The 16811-nt window shown below is 53.8% G+C and carries 17 protein-coding genes; 15 read left to right on the forward strand and 2 right to left on the reverse strand.

Translation table 11 applies throughout. The features are described 5' to 3' along the window. Positions 1-226: 226 nt before the first annotated feature. The 14 genes from IEI94_RS05665 to IEI94_RS05730 all read left to right on the forward strand — a co-directional run bounded on the left by IEI94_RS05665 (position 227) and on the right by IEI94_RS05730 (position 14071). A complete protein-coding gene (locus IEI94_RS05665; protein ID WP_191166357.1) occupies positions 227-631 on the forward strand; it encodes a hypothetical protein in 405 nt (134 codons plus the stop codon). 10 nt (positions 632-641) lie between these two features. Beyond that, on the forward strand, positions 642-1367 hold the full coding sequence (locus IEI94_RS05670) for a hypothetical protein (RefSeq protein ID WP_191166358.1): 726 nt from the start codon (positions 642-644) through the stop codon (positions 1365-1367). Positions 1368-1684: 317 nt separating this feature from the next. Next, positions 1685-1960: a hypothetical protein gene (locus tag IEI94_RS05675; RefSeq protein ID WP_191166359.1), complete on the forward strand. Its 276-nt coding sequence runs from the start codon at positions 1685-1687 to the stop codon at positions 1958-1960. Between the two features lie 10 nt (positions 1961-1970). Next, complete coding sequence (locus IEI94_RS05680; protein WP_191166360.1) at positions 1971-2705, forward strand: hypothetical protein; 735 nt, start codon at positions 1971-1973, stop codon at positions 2703-2705. 790 nt (positions 2706-3495) lie between these two features. After that, entirely contained in the window at positions 3496-4242 is a 747-nt protein-coding gene (locus IEI94_RS05685) for a hypothetical protein (RefSeq protein ID WP_224749957.1), read from the forward strand. A gap of 36 nt (positions 4243-4278) precedes the next feature. Continuing rightward, on the forward strand, positions 4279-5610 hold the full coding sequence (locus IEI94_RS05690) for a hypothetical protein (protein ID WP_191166361.1): 1332 nt from the start codon (positions 4279-4281) through the stop codon (positions 5608-5610). 112 nt (positions 5611-5722) lie between these two features. After that, positions 5723-6097, forward strand: coding sequence for a DUF2628 domain-containing protein (locus tag IEI94_RS05695; protein WP_191166362.1), 375 nt, complete (start codon positions 5723-5725; stop codon positions 6095-6097). A 160-nt stretch (positions 6098-6257) separates the two neighbouring features. After that, on the forward strand, positions 6258-6644 hold the full coding sequence (locus IEI94_RS05700; protein ID WP_191166363.1) for a hypothetical protein: 387 nt from the start codon (positions 6258-6260) through the stop codon (positions 6642-6644). A 128-nt stretch (positions 6645-6772) separates the two neighbouring features. Next, entirely contained in the window at positions 6773-9028 is a 2256-nt protein-coding gene (locus tag IEI94_RS05705; protein ID WP_191166364.1) for a hypothetical protein, read from the forward strand. Positions 9029-9045: 17 nt separating this feature from the next. Continuing rightward, positions 9046-10929: a toxin-antitoxin system YwqK family antitoxin gene (locus IEI94_RS05710; protein ID WP_191166365.1), complete on the forward strand. Its 1884-nt coding sequence runs from the start codon at positions 9046-9048 to the stop codon at positions 10927-10929. 20 nt (positions 10930-10949) lie between these two features. After that, complete coding sequence (locus tag IEI94_RS05715) at positions 10950-12038, forward strand: PQQ-binding-like beta-propeller repeat protein (RefSeq protein WP_191166366.1); 1089 nt, start codon at positions 10950-10952, stop codon at positions 12036-12038. A gap of 149 nt (positions 12039-12187) precedes the next feature. After that, positions 12188-12760 carry a hypothetical protein gene (locus IEI94_RS05720; protein WP_191166367.1) on the forward strand — a complete coding sequence of 191 codons (573 nt, stop codon included), beginning with the start codon at positions 12188-12190 and terminating at the stop codon, positions 12758-12760. A gap of 71 nt (positions 12761-12831) precedes the next feature. Next, positions 12832-13455 carry a hypothetical protein gene (locus IEI94_RS05725; RefSeq protein WP_191166368.1) on the forward strand — a complete coding sequence of 208 codons (624 nt, stop codon included), beginning with the start codon at positions 12832-12834 and terminating at the stop codon, positions 13453-13455. 40 nt (positions 13456-13495) lie between these two features. Next, entirely contained in the window at positions 13496-14071 is a 576-nt protein-coding gene (locus IEI94_RS05730; protein ID WP_224749959.1) for a zf-TFIIB domain-containing protein, read from the forward strand. 685 nt (positions 14072-14756) lie between these two features. On the opposite strand, the gene IEI94_RS05735 is transcribed toward IEI94_RS05730, so the two are convergent. Both IEI94_RS05735 and IEI94_RS05740 read right to left on the reverse strand, forming a co-directional pair. Next, on the reverse strand, positions 14757-15461 hold the full coding sequence (locus IEI94_RS05735; RefSeq protein WP_191166370.1) for a PspA/IM30 family protein: 705 nt from the start codon (positions 15459-15461) through the stop codon (positions 14757-14759). Between the two features lie 15 nt (positions 15462-15476). Beyond that, entirely contained in the window at positions 15477-15881 is a 405-nt protein-coding gene (locus tag IEI94_RS05740; RefSeq protein ID WP_191166371.1) for a YjfI family protein, read from the reverse strand. Between the two features lie 178 nt (positions 15882-16059). Here IEI94_RS05740 and IEI94_RS05745 point away from each other — a divergent pair, with 178 nt between their 5' ends. Further along, the gene (locus tag IEI94_RS05745) at positions 16060-16683 is read left to right on the forward strand and encodes a hypothetical protein (protein ID WP_191166372.1); all 624 of its coding nucleotides are present in this window, start codon (positions 16060-16062) and stop codon (positions 16681-16683) included. Positions 16684-16811: the final 128 nt, after the last annotated feature.

Below are 16811 nucleotides of genomic sequence, written 5' to 3' on the forward strand. Positions count from 1 at the left end.
GCCTAATGCTAAATATGAAGAAGGAAAAATTGATATACCATAAATCTCGGCTTTTTGTGAACCAATGGCATTATATTTTGAGGCGAAGGGGCTGATGTAAAAAATAGTAATAAGGCCCCGTTCAAGCGCGTGATGAGCCTGCTGTAAATCCTGCATCAGACCTCGGCTAAGCCCACGAGAGCAGTGCGGAAGTGGTGATATAACCCGAACGTATCAGGGCTACTGGGTGAAAATCGCCTTTCCCGCCTTGCTGGCGGGTGAAACCGTCAAGCTATCCGAAAATGCCCGAGGCGGGTTCTGGGCACCTGCCAGCAGTTATGAACAAAGCCCCACTCAACAAGGTGAACGGGGGGCCGTGCTACCCGCTGACGCTGGCTATGACACTGACGATGTACGAGTATGGCAAACCTGGATTCCCGCCAGTGAGCAAGCCGAGCGCGAGCCGTTTGTACTGACAGTGAATTATGCAGAGACAATGCTCGCATCATCAGAAAGCAGTTTGGGCTTTACCTTTTATAAGCCGAATGCCGCCCGAGGCAAGAAAGAGATCGAGCCTAATAGCGCAGAAGGGCAAGGCATCAGCCTGCCCGCCCGCTTTGAAATCACGGTACCCATGAGTTTAGAAGAGTAAGGATATTGATATGTGGTTTGTACAACCCAAACAGGACCATATCTCTCAGATACCATGGATACATGCGGATGAGACTGCCATTATGAGCTGGCAGATTAGGGCGCGTAATTATAATGTCTTTGTGGCCAATATTTTGTTTTGCGTGCTTTTTGTAGTGTGTTTGATTTCAGCCTATTTGTCTTCCTTCGTAGGAGTGAGCTTGCTATCTAAAGCTTTTGTTGGAGGAGGGATGTTTGTTTTTTTAATATTGATTGCTATGAGCATGACCCACCAGACCTCCATTCTTGTCTACCGCTTTACAGATCAATATGCAGAGGAATGTACTTGGAAGCCACAGATGGAGGCTGTGAAACCATTTTTAAAATGGTCGGCTATTATCTCGATGCCAATTGTTCTGGTGCTGATTCTCATGGATCCGTCACTGCTCATTACCAGCCTGGGGCCGCTGGCAATGGGCATCGCGGCTTGGATGATGGGGACATCAAAAGGTTATCAAGAACTGCATGGAATGCAACACCACGACTACGATTGGCGTAAAGCTGACAAAGTTTACCTTTATCCGGGAAGAGATATCATTGGCTTGAATGTGCCTTGGTATCACCCTGAAATGGACGAGATGATACCGGAAGGTATCAAGGAGATTTATTGCAAAGAAGGTGAACGCGATAAGGTATTGAATTTTTTGACAAATAATCTCCCAGATATCGAGGTTGTAGAAGAAAAGTTTCATCTGTGACGGTGGGGTGTATACGTGATTAAGAGCGTGAGCTCGATTGTAAAGAGCAGAGCAGGGCTTCATGAATCATAAGGATAGCTATATCATCACAAGCGCCACTGATGTGGCGCTTGGCATGTGCCATGATGTTATTTTGTGACTGAATATATTATCGAGCAGTATAATAAAATAGAGCGCCAAGTCATTTGGTTACAAGTCGCCTTTCCCGCTTTGCTGGCGGGTGAAACCGTCAAGCTATCCGAAAATGCCCGAGGCGGGTTCTGGGCACCTGCCAGCAGTTATGAACAAAGCCCCACCCAACAAGGTGAACGGGGGCCGTGCTACCCGCTGACGCTGGCTATGACACTGACGATGTACGAGTATGGCAAGCCTGGATTCCCGCCAGTGAACAAGCTGAGCGCGAGCCGTTTGTACTGACAGTGAATTATGCAGAGACGCTGCTCGCATCATCAGAAAGCAGTTTGGGCTTTACCTTTTACAAGCCGAATGCCGCCCGAGGCAAAAAAGAGATCGAGCCCAATAGCGAAGAAGGCCAAGGCATCAGTCTGCCCGCTCGCTTTGAAATCACGGTACCGATGAGTTTAGAAGAGTAAGGATATTGATATGTGGTTTGTACAACCCAAGCAGGACTATATTCCAGAGATTCCATGGTTGCATCCGGATGAGCCTGCCATCACAAGCTGGCAAATTAGGGCACGTAACTATGATACACGTGCAGCTAATGTTTTGTTCCTAGTTCTAGTGGTCGTTTATTTTTTCGGTGCCTATTTGTTTTCTTCTCTATTTGGAGAGTCATTGCTTTTTACTTTTTTGGTAGGAGGGGGGCTTTTTTTGTTAGCTAGCCTGATTGCCATGAGCATGACCCATCAGACATCTATCCTTGTTTACCGGTTTACGGAGAAAAATGCTGAAGTGTGCTCCTGGAAACCGCAAATGGATTCGGTAAAACCATTTTTAAAATGGTCCGCCATTATTTTGATGCCAATTGTTCTGGTGCTGATTCTCATGGATCCCTCGTTGCTCATTACTAGCCTAGGGCCGCTGGCAATGGGCTTTGCGGCCTGGATGATGGGATCATCAAAAGGCTACCAGGAAATAGCCCGAGGAAGTCGACATGAAGAGATTGACTGGACAAAAACGGAGCATATCAAGGTATGGCGAAAGCGAAGCATGATTGCTTTGACCTATCAGTGGAAGCCTTTCAAGCGTAATTCTAGCTACCGACCGAGAACACATCTTCTCTACTGCCTTCCCGAAGAACTGGATGACCGCATTCAGTTCTTCAAGGAACACCTACCTGATGCTGAATATGAAGAAGGAAAAATTGATATACCATAAAGCTTGACTTTTTGTGAACCATTATATTTTGAGGCGAAGGGGCTGATGTAAAAAAATAGTAATAAGGCCCCGTTCAAGCGCGTGATGACCCTGCTGTAAATCCTGCATCAGAGCTCGGTTAAGCCCATGAGAGCATTGCGAAGGGGGATATCTCACGAACGAATCAGAGCTGCTGAGTACAAATCGCTTTTTCCCGCTTTGCTGGCAGGTGAAACCGTCAAGCTATCCGAAAATGCCCGAGGCGGGTTCTGGGCACCTGCCAGCAGTTATGAACAAAGCCCCACCCAACAAGGTGAGCGGGGGCCGTGCTACCCGCTGACGCTGGCTATGACACCCAACTCAGCCAATGGCGACTGGCATGAAATCGACGGTCGGGCCATCGTGGTCCCAGCCACCAGTAACGACTGAGCATCTAATGGCGAAACACACACACAGCGAATCGCTTCCCGAACCGACGCCGGGTCAACCTCACCGCGCCGGCGATATCGAGCGTATCGGTACCAGCAAGGTGACCTATCTGGCGCCTTTGCCGCTGCCTACTGGCATGTCACCGGTGGATGTCAGTCAAGCCATCGGCGACCTGAACGATACCTGGCTCGACTATGGTGCCGGACCACCTAACGTTTTTGGTTACCAGTTGGCCTTATTGGGTCCCTTATCCATTGTTTTTTTCAGTCTTGTGCTGCTCCCCCTGCTACTAATTTCTAATATGGACTGGCAAGGGTATCGAATGTTGCTCGGCATAGCAGTTTTCGGAGGAGGGGGAATATCCATAATATCGTGGTGGACCATGCGGGACATGCACCGGGAGCGCTTGGGGGCTACCCCCATCCGCTTCCACCGCCAGCGCCGTGAGGTGTGCTTTATCGTCAAAGAGCGGCGCCTGGGCCATGAGGTCGAGGAGCCGGTCATCATTCCCTGGGAATCGCTGATGGCCTGGGCGGTGGAGGGGTATGGCGCGACCCAGTACGGCACCACGCGGCAGTATGGTCTGGGAATCGGCTATGCCCACCCCAAGACAGGCAAGTGGTTAAATACCGAGGGCCTGACGGCGGGCATGGCTCTCTCCCTCGGTGAGTGGGAAGTACTACGTGCTTATATGGAATATGAGCTGAATAGCCTCGATGAGGTGCAGGATCGTCTCGGTCTGCGGGCGCCTGGCGACCCGCCTCACCAGGGTGTGCATACCATTCGCAATGCCCGCCGTAAGCTCCACCAGAGCCTACGTGAACGTCCCTCGCTCTGGCGCTATCTCTACGCGATAGGGTGGTACTTTATCAACGCCATGACGTTGTGGACGCTGCCGGGTTATCTGGCGGAGCGGGAGCACCGGCTCATCCAGCAGCAGCGGCCGCAGCTCAAATTGCCCGAGGTGGAAGAGTGGTCGAAGCCCCTCCCCAAGGAGCAGTGGGCCAAGCCCAGCGAGGAGCTGGTCAGGCTCTCCGCAGAGGTACGGCGGATCCGAGAGTGCGACCCGCAGCGTCCTGTCGAAGAGGTGTTCGCTGAGGCGTATCGGAAGGAAGGGATCGAGGCCTGATGGTGGTTGCACAGCTATAACGTGTAAGGACGCGCAATGTTCAAGACCGCGCCCAAAAATGCCCTGCCCCCGATGCGCGCCGGTGAGCGTGAAAGCCGCGCCGGGGGGGAGCAGTACTGCTTGAGCCCATTACCGCTACCCGTGGATAGCGAGCATGCAGTAGACGTGGGACATATTGATGTGCGCCATAAGGACGTCACAATGGATATCCGCCAGGGGGCCAGTCCCGAAAGCCTCATGACAGCAGGGCATATGTTAAGCATTGGGACGTGCGCTATTCTTGTGCTATTTCTTATTACATGGGGCGCTGTCGGCGGTTTCCCACCGGATTCACAGCTTATCTCGGTATGGGTGGGAGGGCTCTATTTCATTTTCCAGTTTGTCTTTATTCTAGGCATCGTCTGGATCAATACGCTGCTCAGGCGCCTCCCGCCTATTCGTCTTAACCGTCAGCGCCGCGAAGTGGCATTTGTGGTGGATCCACCTGGCCGCTTCTGGCTACCAGCGCCTCATAATCTCTGGTTAACGTCTACGGTGGGTATGGCTGCCGCAATACCTGGTGGTATGGTAATAATTGAAATTGGCGAATGGTTGCGCAGCGCCCGGGAGAGTTTTCCGCTGGGGCTGACACTACTCCATCTCGGCGCAATGGCTTTTTTCTTTGTTTATCCCCCGATCTACGATGCCTTCTGCCGCCTCTTCAAGCGCGAGCGCCGCACGGTGTTGGTGCCCTGGGAAGACGTGGTGGCGGTGTGTGGGTTTAACCCCAGCCTGGGGCCGGGCGCCATTACCGGCTTTGGCTGGAACTTTGCCCTGCTGCCACCCGATCCCGAGCGGCCGGGCTATACCCTGCCCGGGGCGGGGATTATGGTTGGCGTCGGCGGCCTGCCCGGCGCGCTGGCCCAGTGGGAGTACATCCGCCGCTTTATGGAAGAGGGCGCCGAGGCGATTACGCCCTCGGCCAAGGAGTGGGGCCTCGAGCGGTACGACGCCTATGTCGCTCGTGAAAAGGCGGCATGTGAGCGTACCAACGACAAGGCGCGCTGGCGGCGCTTTCGGCGCAAGCGCCTGTGGGAGCATGCCCGCTTCGCCCACTGGTACACCGAATATCGCATGAAGCACGTGCTGCCCAAGGCGGTTCCCAAGGACTGGCTGTCGGAGTGGTCCAAGCCGCTGCCCAAGGCACAGTGGGCTAAGCCCTCCGCCGCCGTCACCGAATTGAGCGAGCACCTGCGCGCCGCCTACCAGCGTGGCGAGAAATTTACCGACATGGGCGATATCGAGAAGCGCTTTGGGATCGCGCCCCCGGCGGCCAGCCAGAGGGCCTATCCGTCGTTTCCGTTTAGAGCTAAGGCTCAACCCGCATGAGTAATAAGCTGGTAGATATAAGTGCGTCTTGATAATAGATAAGAAGGCTGAGGTCTGTTGGGCTCTGCCCTCATATAGAAGTAAAAACCAATGGAATAGCAAGGATATATCAGTGAAGACATTCGATGTTTATGAACATTCTGTTCATGGTGCAAGGGCAGTCAAGCAGGGAATCAACTGGCCAGCCTTCTTCTTTTGTTGGATCTGGGCCATGGTGAAAAAGATGTGGGCTATTGGGTTTTTTCTGCTCGGCCTATTGGTGGTGTTCGTTGCCATTGAAGAGTTTTTCTTATACTACGCTAACATAGGGGGCGTATACCTCATGTGGGCAATGCAGCTGGCCGTGTTCCTATACGCTGGAGCGAAAGGGAATGACTGGCGTAGAGGTCATCTTCGCAAGCGTGGCTTTCAGTACATTGGCAGCGTAGAAGCGGCGAACCAGGATGCTGCAGTAACCTCGGTAAAGCAAGCCGACTCGGCCTTATGAAGCAGCAGTACATTAACCAACAGGTGATCAGCCCTGATCTCGGTAACGCCGATGATGATTACTTTGGGTGTGCCAAGATATATAGGATACTTGTCTAGGGCGGAAGAGCGTCGAGACAATCAATGTCAGGAACCATATATACAGTAAAGGGGTATAGAGTGTGAGCAGTGAAGAAGAGAAGGCTGTACTGAAAGAATTGGATTTCGAGTGTCCCTCATGTGGTTCTTGCTTCTGCGAAGAGTCGCAGTGGGTCGCCAATCTTATAGAATTCAAGACAGCCACTTGCCCAGACTGTAGCAGCGAGCTGGCGATGGGCGAAGAAGATGAAAGTCGACTGGTGGAATTTATGAAAAAGAAGGAAAGATTTGGAAAGGCGATGTTTGTATTTATGCTGCCCTATATGATTGGGGGGCTTGCTGTGTCTCTCTACTTCGGTGGTCTCGGGTTTATGCTCTATATGCCCGTCGGAATTGCAGGCTTCGCACTCCTGAAAGTGCTATTCGATAACCAGTCCGACATGACCGTTCGCTTTAATCTGAGTGAGTAACGTAATTTCCGCCGACCTGGTAGACGGCGGTTTCAATGACCCAGTGTAAGGAATGGTATGACGCATATGTGGCCAGTAAGAGGGCGCCGAGCGAGCGCACCAAGAGTTCGGCAAGACAGGGAGTTCGCATGATCTGCAGGAAAGGCCTCATTTTTTCAATTGTGGTGACCATGACGATGGTTATGGGCTGCTCATCCGAGCCTGAGTCGGTTGCGTTTGCTCCTGAAAAAGGCGACACACGGAGCTACCAACTCTTCAGTGAGGGCAGGCTAGGCTCCGGGTCATCCAATACCGGTCGTGATCAGGTTGTAGGGTTTGGCTCGGTATTGCGCTATGAGGTACTGGATATTGGCCGATCTCTGAATCTGGCGATTACTCCCAGGTATCTAGAACAAAGCGTGGACGGGAGACGAGAGTTCTCCACGATGGATCCTTCGGATACCCAGAATCCAGTGATGCGGGAGCTCATGTCCGCGGGCTTTGAAGTCGACATCGACAGTGATTCTGGAGAAGTGCGCCGTTTTACCAGCCGTAACGAGGACCTCTGGCAGACATTACAGGAGGATGGTCTAGCGCCATTGCTCGAGATTTTCGAGGAGCAGATGACCACCGGTATGGCAATGCCTGAGATTCCGCTGACCGAAGGCGAAGTGGTGACAGTGTCGGGCTCTCATGGCGCTGCTGACTTGCAGATTACAGTGCATTCGGTGACGGATACCGAGCTCGTGACAACACTCCAGACCGATCATGAAGAGGTCAAGTTGGCAGGCACCATGGTGCTGGAGCGTGAAACCGGATGGCTTCGTCGTCTTGCCGTGGTGAGCGAAGTGAGTCAGGAAGATCACGAAGGGCATGGCACGGTACGCCAGGCACTGGTCATGCTGCCGGAGGATGAGCCGTCCTGGTTGGGGGCATGGCTTATTAATATGGCGCCGAGTGATCCAGATGATTATGTCGCTATTCAGCCCGGCCCATCGCCGGAGGAGTTCGATGGCGATGCATTGGTAGATGGGGATACTGTACTGACTGCGCCTGTGGGTACATGGGTACCTTTTTCCAGTGAGATCGTTCTGGAGATTGACCATGATCTACCTAAAGGGGCGTTCTCTGGGTATCTAGATTTTGCTGATTTACGGATTGAAAGCGAAGAGGGTGAGGTACTGGATGTAGGGTTACAACAAACCATGCGTTACGCCTTCTATCACCCCGATCGCAAGCGGCATACCACGCAGGCTTGGTATGTTCCCCTTGGTTGGGGCGACGAACTGGCACCGCTGGAGCGCGCGAAGCGTCTTACTGCAACGGGAGTAGCATACCGCCCGGTGGCGGCAGAAGCGCTGGATTTGCCGCTGGACAGTGATCAAAAGACAGAGGTGACATCTGGGGACATCCGTGCCGAGGCAATACCCACGGATAGTCCGAGGGAGTTTTTATTGCGCTTTCATAGTACGCCGGATCACTGGTTCGGTGATCGTATCTACGGCATAAAAGATGCGATTACGCGGAGGATTCCGGAAGAGGACGCTCCAGACTGGCTGACATCCCACGAGGCTTGGATGTTACAAGCGGTGGCGATAGGACGTTCGACAGCCAGCGACCTGCGTGTCGAGTTTGAAGAGGGCAAGACCCCTGACAGCTTGACCCTGTTCGCGCTCAGCGAAAGCGAAGCCGTTCCCGTCGACGGTCCTGTCCGTTTTGTCACCGAAGAGGCCCGCTACTCCGATATCGATCTGCCGCCCCCCTTTGACGTCACCCTTTACCCAGACGGGGATGAACCGCCTCAGGTTGGATTGGCTGACCTGGAATTACCCGATGCGGAGAACAACCGCGCGCTGTTTAGGCTCCCGGCGTCCTTGGCAGCCATGTGTGAACCAGTGGTGGTCGAGGCCCCGAAGATCAATAACCAGCCACTGGTGTGGCAGCACGTTGATGAGGACGACGCTGGTAACCGGCAGCAACTGCCCACTGAACAGAAATGGCAGCTGATTACCGAGGATGGCGTGCGCAAGCACTTTTATGACATTGAAGTAGAAAGCGAGCTCCGCTGTCGGGGAGAAGGAGAGTGGCAGACGGTAGACCTGGCGCTGGGTGACAAACCTTGGCTCGTGCGCCTGGACGAGCTCCCAGACGCTGTTGATCAAGAGCAGAGCATGAGTCGCTTCCTCCAGCGTTACCGCTTTGTCAGTGAACAGGGCGATGCGCTGGCACCGATGCCGAGAGAGAGGTACAGCGATGTCTCTCTGGCCACAGCTTCAATTGCCGATTACCTCAATGAAGGTGATCGGCTGCGTCTGGCGGGAAGTGTCCAGCGAGTGGAGCGTTTCGAGGGCGATGGTCAACCCGACACACGCCGCTGGTCGCTACGCTACGCGCCGCTGCCATAAACAGGGAGGTATGTTTCATGAAACGTTTTTGCTGTGTTCTGGTGTTCACCTTGGCATTTATCCCGTGGCTGGTGCTAGGCGAAGAGGGGGGCGATATTCAATGGATCGACGCCGACCTTATGGGGGTGGAAGAGGGCGACTCTACGGCCGCGTACTACTTTGAGCCACCGGTGGCCGATGGTGAACTCTGGTCGGTCATCCTTTACTACATTGACGAGAGCGACGGCGATGATCCCGTGGTCGCGTATGACGTCCAACTCGATAACCCGGACTTTCACGATGCGTTCTTGGTGGGTGAATACAGCCGCTACTACCAGGATGGCAGCCTCCACAGAGTTGGCACGCTGGATGACAAGAGCCGACCACATGGGACCTTTACCCATTATCACCGCGATGGCAGCTACGAGGTGTCGGAATATCGGCATGGGCAGCGTCATGGATACCGTCGCGACTACCACGCCAACGATCAACTGAAACACGAGCAGCACTTCGTTGATGGCGAGCCCGAGGACGGCGAGCGCGTTTACTACGATGAGAATGGTGAAGTGACAACGCGATACTGGCACGTGGACGGCAAACTGCATGGTGCGTTGGAACGATTCGTTGGCGGTGTGCTGATGCTAGGGGAGGACTACGTTGATGGACAGCGGCACGGTTGGGCGCGTCGTTTTACCGAGGAGGGTGAAAAGGTCAGCGAAGTGGAGTTTGTAGGCGGACAGAGACATGGTGTTGAACGTCGCTGGAGTGATGGCCAGCTTACTCTGGAGAGCCACTATCGGCACGGCCAGCAACATGGCCAGCGCCAACGATGGGACGATGGCGTCCTCATCGTGAATAGCTCGTACGTGGAGGGGTCACGTCAGGGTGAAGCGCAGTTCTTCCGTAATGATGGTACCCGAAGCCGTTACGAATACCGGGATGAGGACGGGCAACTCATTGAGAGACGGGAATATGGCACTGACGACCAGATGACCTCGCTGATGATCGTCGAAGAGGGGGAGTACGGCCCTATGACTCGCCAGGAAACCTATCGCGACGGTGCGCTGGTGAGACGCAGGGTGAATAGCGAGGACCGTCGTTGGAGTCTGGACGAGCAGTTTCAGCCCCCTGGTGCGGAAGAGCCACGTTACCGACGGGAGACGGTTGACCGTGAGATGCACGGCCGCCAGGTGAGACCGCTCAACTGGCCAGAAGGTAGTACTGAGATCGGTGAATACGATCATGGTGTCCCGGTGGGGGAACACCGGCATACCGATGAGGATGGCAATCTGATCGCCGGTGGGCGGTATGAAAACGGTCACAAAGTGGGTGAGTGGATCACGCTGAGCTACGAGAGCACTGTCCACGAGAACTATGACGATGAGGGGCGTTTGCACGGCGAGCGTCGGGAAGTCCACGAGGATGGCACGCAGCTGGTGCGGGAGCATTATCGACATGGGGAGCGGCATGGCGATTACATTCAGCGCCATGCGTGGAACGGGCACATCATAGGCGAAGGTGAGTACCGCGATGGTCAGCGGATCGGCACATGGCGGGTGTTCAACGATTCCCACCAGGCGACATTCGAAGGTGAGTATGTCGACGGTGAAAAGGACGGACTCTGGGTAGCCCACTTCGAGGATGGCTATGAGCGTGGGAGGGTTCGCTATGACGCCGGATTGCCAGTGGGTGATCACTACATTTTCACCCACGATGGCGCCGTGGAGCTAGTCTCCCGTTACGAGGAGGGGCGGCTGCATGGTGAGCAACTGCGTTATTTCGAAGGTACGTTAAGTGAGGTCCGGCGCTATCGCAATGGAGAGCCCCACGGATTGAACGAGTTCTTCCTGCCTGACGGCGAGCGCTACATGGTGTCGGAATACCGTGACGGCGTTCTGCTGGAAAGGGAAGACGAGCTGTGATGAGGTGCCAGTGGAAATCGATGAGGCTGCCGATCTCGGTGATGCTGATGATCCTGACGTTGATCGCGTGTGACTCAGCCAGGGATGTCGATGTGATTCAGGAGTACCGGGGAAACAGCCATCGTACCGGGCTGTTCGAGGGTAGTGGGCCAAGTGAAAAGCCCAGTCAGCTATGGCGCTTCCTCACATTGAGTGTGCTGACAGAAACTCCGGTGATCGGCGGTGACACCTTGTTCGTTGGAAGTACCGATCGCTCCGTCTATGCTCTCGACGTAGACACTGGAAAGCGGCGTTGGCGTTACAGAACTCTGGGCAATGTTCGCGATGCGGTCGCTGTGGACGAGCAACGCGTTTATGCTGCTGGTGAGGATAATACTTTCTACGCCATCGACCGCTATAGCGGCGAGCCACACTGGCAGTTTCCCCTGGACAAGACGCCCCACGGTGCTGCCGCGGTGCGCGAGGGCTTGGTCTACTTCGGCAGTTTCGATGATCGAGTGATTGCACTGGATACCGACACCGGTGAGCTAGTGTGGGAGTTTCAAGGCAGTCGATCGTTCGCCGCGGGCATCACCGTGGTCGAGGACACCCTGTATGCCGCTAGCTTCGACGGACATCTCTACGCGTTTGATGCCGAAACTGGGGAGAAACGCTGGCGGGTTTCCGTGGGTCGAGGACATTGGCTGACCACCACGCCTGTCTACCGTGAGGGGCAGGTCTTCGTCGGTGGTTGGGCGCAGTACATGACGGCTGTCGGCGCCGAAACAGGAGAAATCAACTGGACCATCGACACCGAATCTCGGTTGGACCATCCTCCCAGCGTGGCACATGGCTTGGTCTACATCAGTGGAATGAACGCTCTGCAGGCCGTGGATGAGCAGACTGGGGAACTACGCTGGTCCTTCGATGAGCGCATATTCCGCTCCCCCGCGGTGACCGATAATCGCCTATACGCCGCTTGCGAGAACCAGGTCTGTACCCTGGATCCTATCAGTGGCGAACTGCTTTGGCGCTCCGATCCGTTGAGCGATACCGTCACTACAATCACCGTGCACGGAGATAGGCTTTTCGTGACCACCATTGATGGTTATATCTACGCCCTGCAGTGAGGGGGCGTGTCAGCCCGCGATCTAAACATGGGTGAGTGTCTGTCACCCATTGAGTACGAACGGCATTATTGCCAGAGCCCATCGGGTGTTCAGAATACCCGATGTGGCGCATAAGAAACTGTTGAGCAACCGATCGAGACAGGTGAAAAATGATAAGGATCATTAGATACTTCATTATTACTACGGTTATGCTGGCCAGCTTTTCGGCAGCTGTTGCCGAAAACAGAGATGAGAAGGAAGAAGTGATTGAACTGTTTTCAGAATATCTGGAGGCATATTCAGAGTCGGACTTTCATAGAGCAGCAACCTTTGTCCATCCGCAACATTTGAGTGACTATGAACGATACACTCTCCCGGTGCTGATTGAGGCGAAGAACCACCCCAGGGGTGCGCAGCACATGATTGTGGAGGTGTTTTTTGAGGGGGTGCCAGACGACAAGATCCATGAGCTAACCGGCAAGCAGATATCAGCACGCCTTGATCGCGCTATGGTGAGTTATCTCCCGATAATTATCGAGTCAGCGCGTATGGAAAACTTAACTATCAAGACGGTCGATTTCTTGGACGAGGGTCGTGCCAGGGTAAGCTATGATTACCTTAATAGTGATGGTGAGATAAATGAACTTGAGGATAACTTCGCAAAATATGAAGATGAGTGGAGAATTTTGCTGCCCGAGCCACCTAAACAAGCTGCAGAGAGTTTGAAGAGCCTTTATTGGTAAGGCGGCCGGTCTCGCGGAGTGGCCGCCATTAAGCGACTTGAAGCCCTACTTTTTTAGTAATGGAGCAATACATGATCCCTTTTCGTTTTAATAGAGACTTTGATGTCGAGATGCTCGAGTCTCTATATCAGCATCTCCGCACCCATGACAATGGAGTGGAACTTACTCTACGTGCTCCAGGCGGAAATAAAGTAGACGCTGCTGGCAAGGCAGTTTCCGGGGTGGTCAAGGATGCTGGAGGAAGAACATTGTTATCAATGCGCCCAAAAGAGGGGGTTGTTTACTTGAGGCGGGCTGGTGCTTTAAAGGCACCTCTGATTGATTTTCTTAAGGAGCGTGGATTTGATCAAGATAAAATAAATGGTGAGCTTTCCGTGGTATGTATCGGTGTTTACATTGCGCTAGTGGCTGGTCTTGGGTTTTACTATTTTCTCAATGCCCAGATGCTGTATTTTTACCCTGTTCTATTGATGTGCGCAGGCGTGATGGTTGCTGGATTATTTCTCTTGTCGCACTCCAGCAAGCCGGGCCAAGAGGTTTGGGAATTACCCGGAATGATTATGCTTGTTCTAGGCGCTTTGTTTACCGCCCCAGCGTGTATCTTGGCGAAGCCAATGATCAAGACGCTTGGGCTAAAGAAGTTGCAGTATCATCTTGTACAGGACAATGTCAGCTTGTATGAGGTAGAAAGGTAGTTGATCCGTAAGTCAAGTAGGTGCTTGAATCCACTCAGCTATGATTGATCATGAGTTGTACAGGGGAAAATCTGTGAAATGTACCGCGTGCCAAGAAGGCAATCTGATCCCGAGCTTCCTGGATGACTTGTTTCGTTGTCATACGTGCGATAGTTGCGGCGGGAACTGGATCTTGATTGAAGACTATATTAGCTGGAAGGAACGGCATCCGGAGCATGTGTTCTCCGGTGAGAGCATCGATGCCGAGGATTCGCCGGGTGCCTTGATCTGTCCTATGAGCGGCGGGTTGATGCGAAAGTTCCGGATTGCCAAGGACAATGCCCATCGAGTGGATTATAGCGCCAGGGTCGGTGGAGTATGGCTACACAAGGGTGAATGGGAGATGCTGGTGGCCGAAGGCTTGGCGGGCAACCTTAATGCTATTCTGACGGACCAGTGGCAGCACCGTATTCGCCAGGAGAAAGCCAGTGAGTCCCTCGAGAACTTGTATCGCAGTAAGTTCGGGGAAAGTGACTACCAGAGGGCTTGCGAAATCAGGGAGTGGCTGCATGATCATCCGCAGAAATCTGATATTCGAGCGTTTCTCATGGCCGATTCGCCGTTCTCGGTATCCTAGGTAACTGCATATAAGTTGGCGAGCTCGGGGGATATCACCAGGCGATGACCGCGATGAGCATGAGTATCCCGAAGGGAACTGCCACCCAAAGCATCAGAGCTAGCGGTATCAGCGTCGCACAGCGCCTTGCTCGTGGCCGTTTATCCCCCCAGCGAATGAAGCAAGCACATAGCGGACTGGCGATCAGAGAGGCCGTTACTATAAGATTGGTATCTTGGCCATCATGTATTAAAGAGGCTGGAGGAAGCCCGTTTATAGGCCAAAAATCGAGACGCAGTATCATCAGGGCCAAGGCGGCTGCGAAGAGTCCCATGGCAATTTGCCAAGGGTAGCTGTGGCGTGCGAGATAATGCCGGAAAAGAGCATAGAATGCTCCCGTCATTACTGGGCCTAGGCCAGCAAAAAAATAGACCAAGGGGAAAAATGGAATGGCAACAAGCAGTGGAGGAGCCAAAACGGAAATTGGCAAAATGAAGCACCATGGCCCTAATACCGCATAGACGAGAATAGACTCCCACGCCGGTGTAGGGGGAGTAAGGGAAGGCTCGGGTTCTGTTCGCATGAGGGCCGCGGCAGCCTGTATGGTGGGGTGTTGATGGGTCTATTTATCGCCGGACAGGCGTAGCGCCCTAACGGTGCCAGGGAAACATCTGGGGCCATCTACCCATGGCCCCAGACATCGGTGCTACGAGGCAGATTCGCTACGCGAAGCCTTCAAGCGAGCCATGACACCTTCCACAGCGTCGCTTTCCTGATCGATGCCTGCTGCCTTCAGGCGCTCGTCGAGGTCGGCACCGGTCAGCTCCTTCTCCAGCTGCACGCTGGCATGTTGCTTATCCTCAAGACGTTGCTGGCGCTCGCGGATACGAGCGAGGGTGGTCTTGGCACTGGTCAGAGAGGACTGGTTGCTACCGATGTTGGTGTCGATCTGAGCGGTAGTGCGGAGTACCCGCTCGTTGGTCTTGACCACTTGGAGTTCGCGCTTGTATTCGGCCAGCTGTTTCTCCGACTTCTGCATGCGTTCACGCATGCTGTCCACCTTGCCTTGCAGCTTGGTACGGGTGGCGGTTAGCTCGCTGCGTTGGCGCTCTGCTTCCACGATGCGTTCGGCGACTTCGCGAGCCAGGTCTTCCTTGCTGGCTGCCAGGGCCTTGCGGGCGTCATCTTCACGGCGGGCGATTTCATCTTCTGTATTCTTGATCTGGCGTGCAAGGGAGGTGTTCTCGGCCATCAGGGCTGCAAGCTCCTGACGCGCCTGTTGAAGCTCGTTCTCGGCGTCACGTATTTCCTGTTCGAAGATGCGGTTCGCCTGGTTGTCCACGACCGACTCGCCCAGTTCGTTAACCCCTCCGCGCATGGCGGTAAGCATTTTCTTGAATACCGATTTCATACCGTAGCGCTCCTGTTACTTTAAGAAATCTTCAAATATTTCAAGTAGATCAATGGCGTTGTCGGCAAGAGTGGTTAGCTCTTGGGCAATTTCTCGATAGGTTGCCGAAGTGGCCAAGGCCCCATGTACGACATAATGTTGCTCGATTTTGCCAAGAGCGCTGAGTGGCATGGGCACGCTGAGTCTCAGCATGTTGTCGAGAAGTGTCGGGAGACGCTCCGGGATGACTTCACCCTCATCAAAAAGGTAAGTGAAGCATAGAATCTGTGCTTCGTCGGCGGTGAGGTAGACAGGCATCTCCTCTGCGCCCGAAACGGTAACCTGCAGCACGTCTTCTTTACCTTCTATAGGCATGACGTGGAAGTGTCGACCTTCATGGGTCGTATCGCTGAGGTGTAATGTGAGGTCTTGCGTATCCACTGCGCTCTCCCTTTCTCGTGGAATCTGGTTGACAGCGTTTCTACAACTAATTAAGTTTATCCGGATGAAGAGGGGGTTGGCAACGCATTGGCTACTGAATGTCGTTGCAAGGGGAGGCTTTGCCAGGGATTCCTGAGGCAGCCATAGTTAAAGCCTGTCTCAAGGGATGATGAGGCAAATGTCGATATTTCTATCTATTATCATATCTTTTCCTACCGTCGTTTTTACTGTTCTGCTCTGTGTTGCCGTTATCTATTGGCTCGTATCCCTATCGGGAATGGTCGATGGTGATGTACTGGATGGTGATGTTGGAGGCGATGGGGCAGTAGACTTCGGTGGTTTGCTCGCCACGCTTGGGCTCCAAGGTGTGCCGTTACCCCTGATGGTGACGCTCCTGTCTTTAACGGGCTGGCTGTTGAGCTACTTCGCTGACCTGTGGCTGGGCGTTAGTACTGCATCTGGCTGGCTAAGTTGGTTGCTGGGCATCGTTCTCCTGCTTGCATCGCTGGTGGGCGCACTCTTTGCTACGGCCATTCTCATCCGCCCGCTACGGCCCCTGTTCGTGCGGGCATACCACAAGCCGCAAGAAAAGCAGCTCATTGGCACACTCTGCACGATTCGTTCGGGCTCGGTTGGTCTGGGCAGTGGAAGTGCCGATGTCCACGTCGATGGCTCGCACTTGATTCTACAGGTAAGAAGCGACTCGGCCTTGGCACGCGGGGACCAAGCCGTACTGATCGAATACTTGTTGGAAGAGCAGGCCTACTGGGTCGTACCTGAAAAAGAATTCCATACCGGCTAGGCCGGTGTAAACACGCAGGCAACATGGAGACTAAAGCAATGGATTTGTCGTGGATCATGCCACTGATTGTGGCAATTGGTGTTATCACCATTACTGTTTTTGCCTTGCTGGCGTTATTTCAGGCTTTT

The organism is Halomonas sp. ML-15, assembly GCF_014779595.1.
Taxonomy (GTDB): Bacteria; Pseudomonadota; Gammaproteobacteria; order Pseudomonadales; family Halomonadaceae; genus Franzmannia.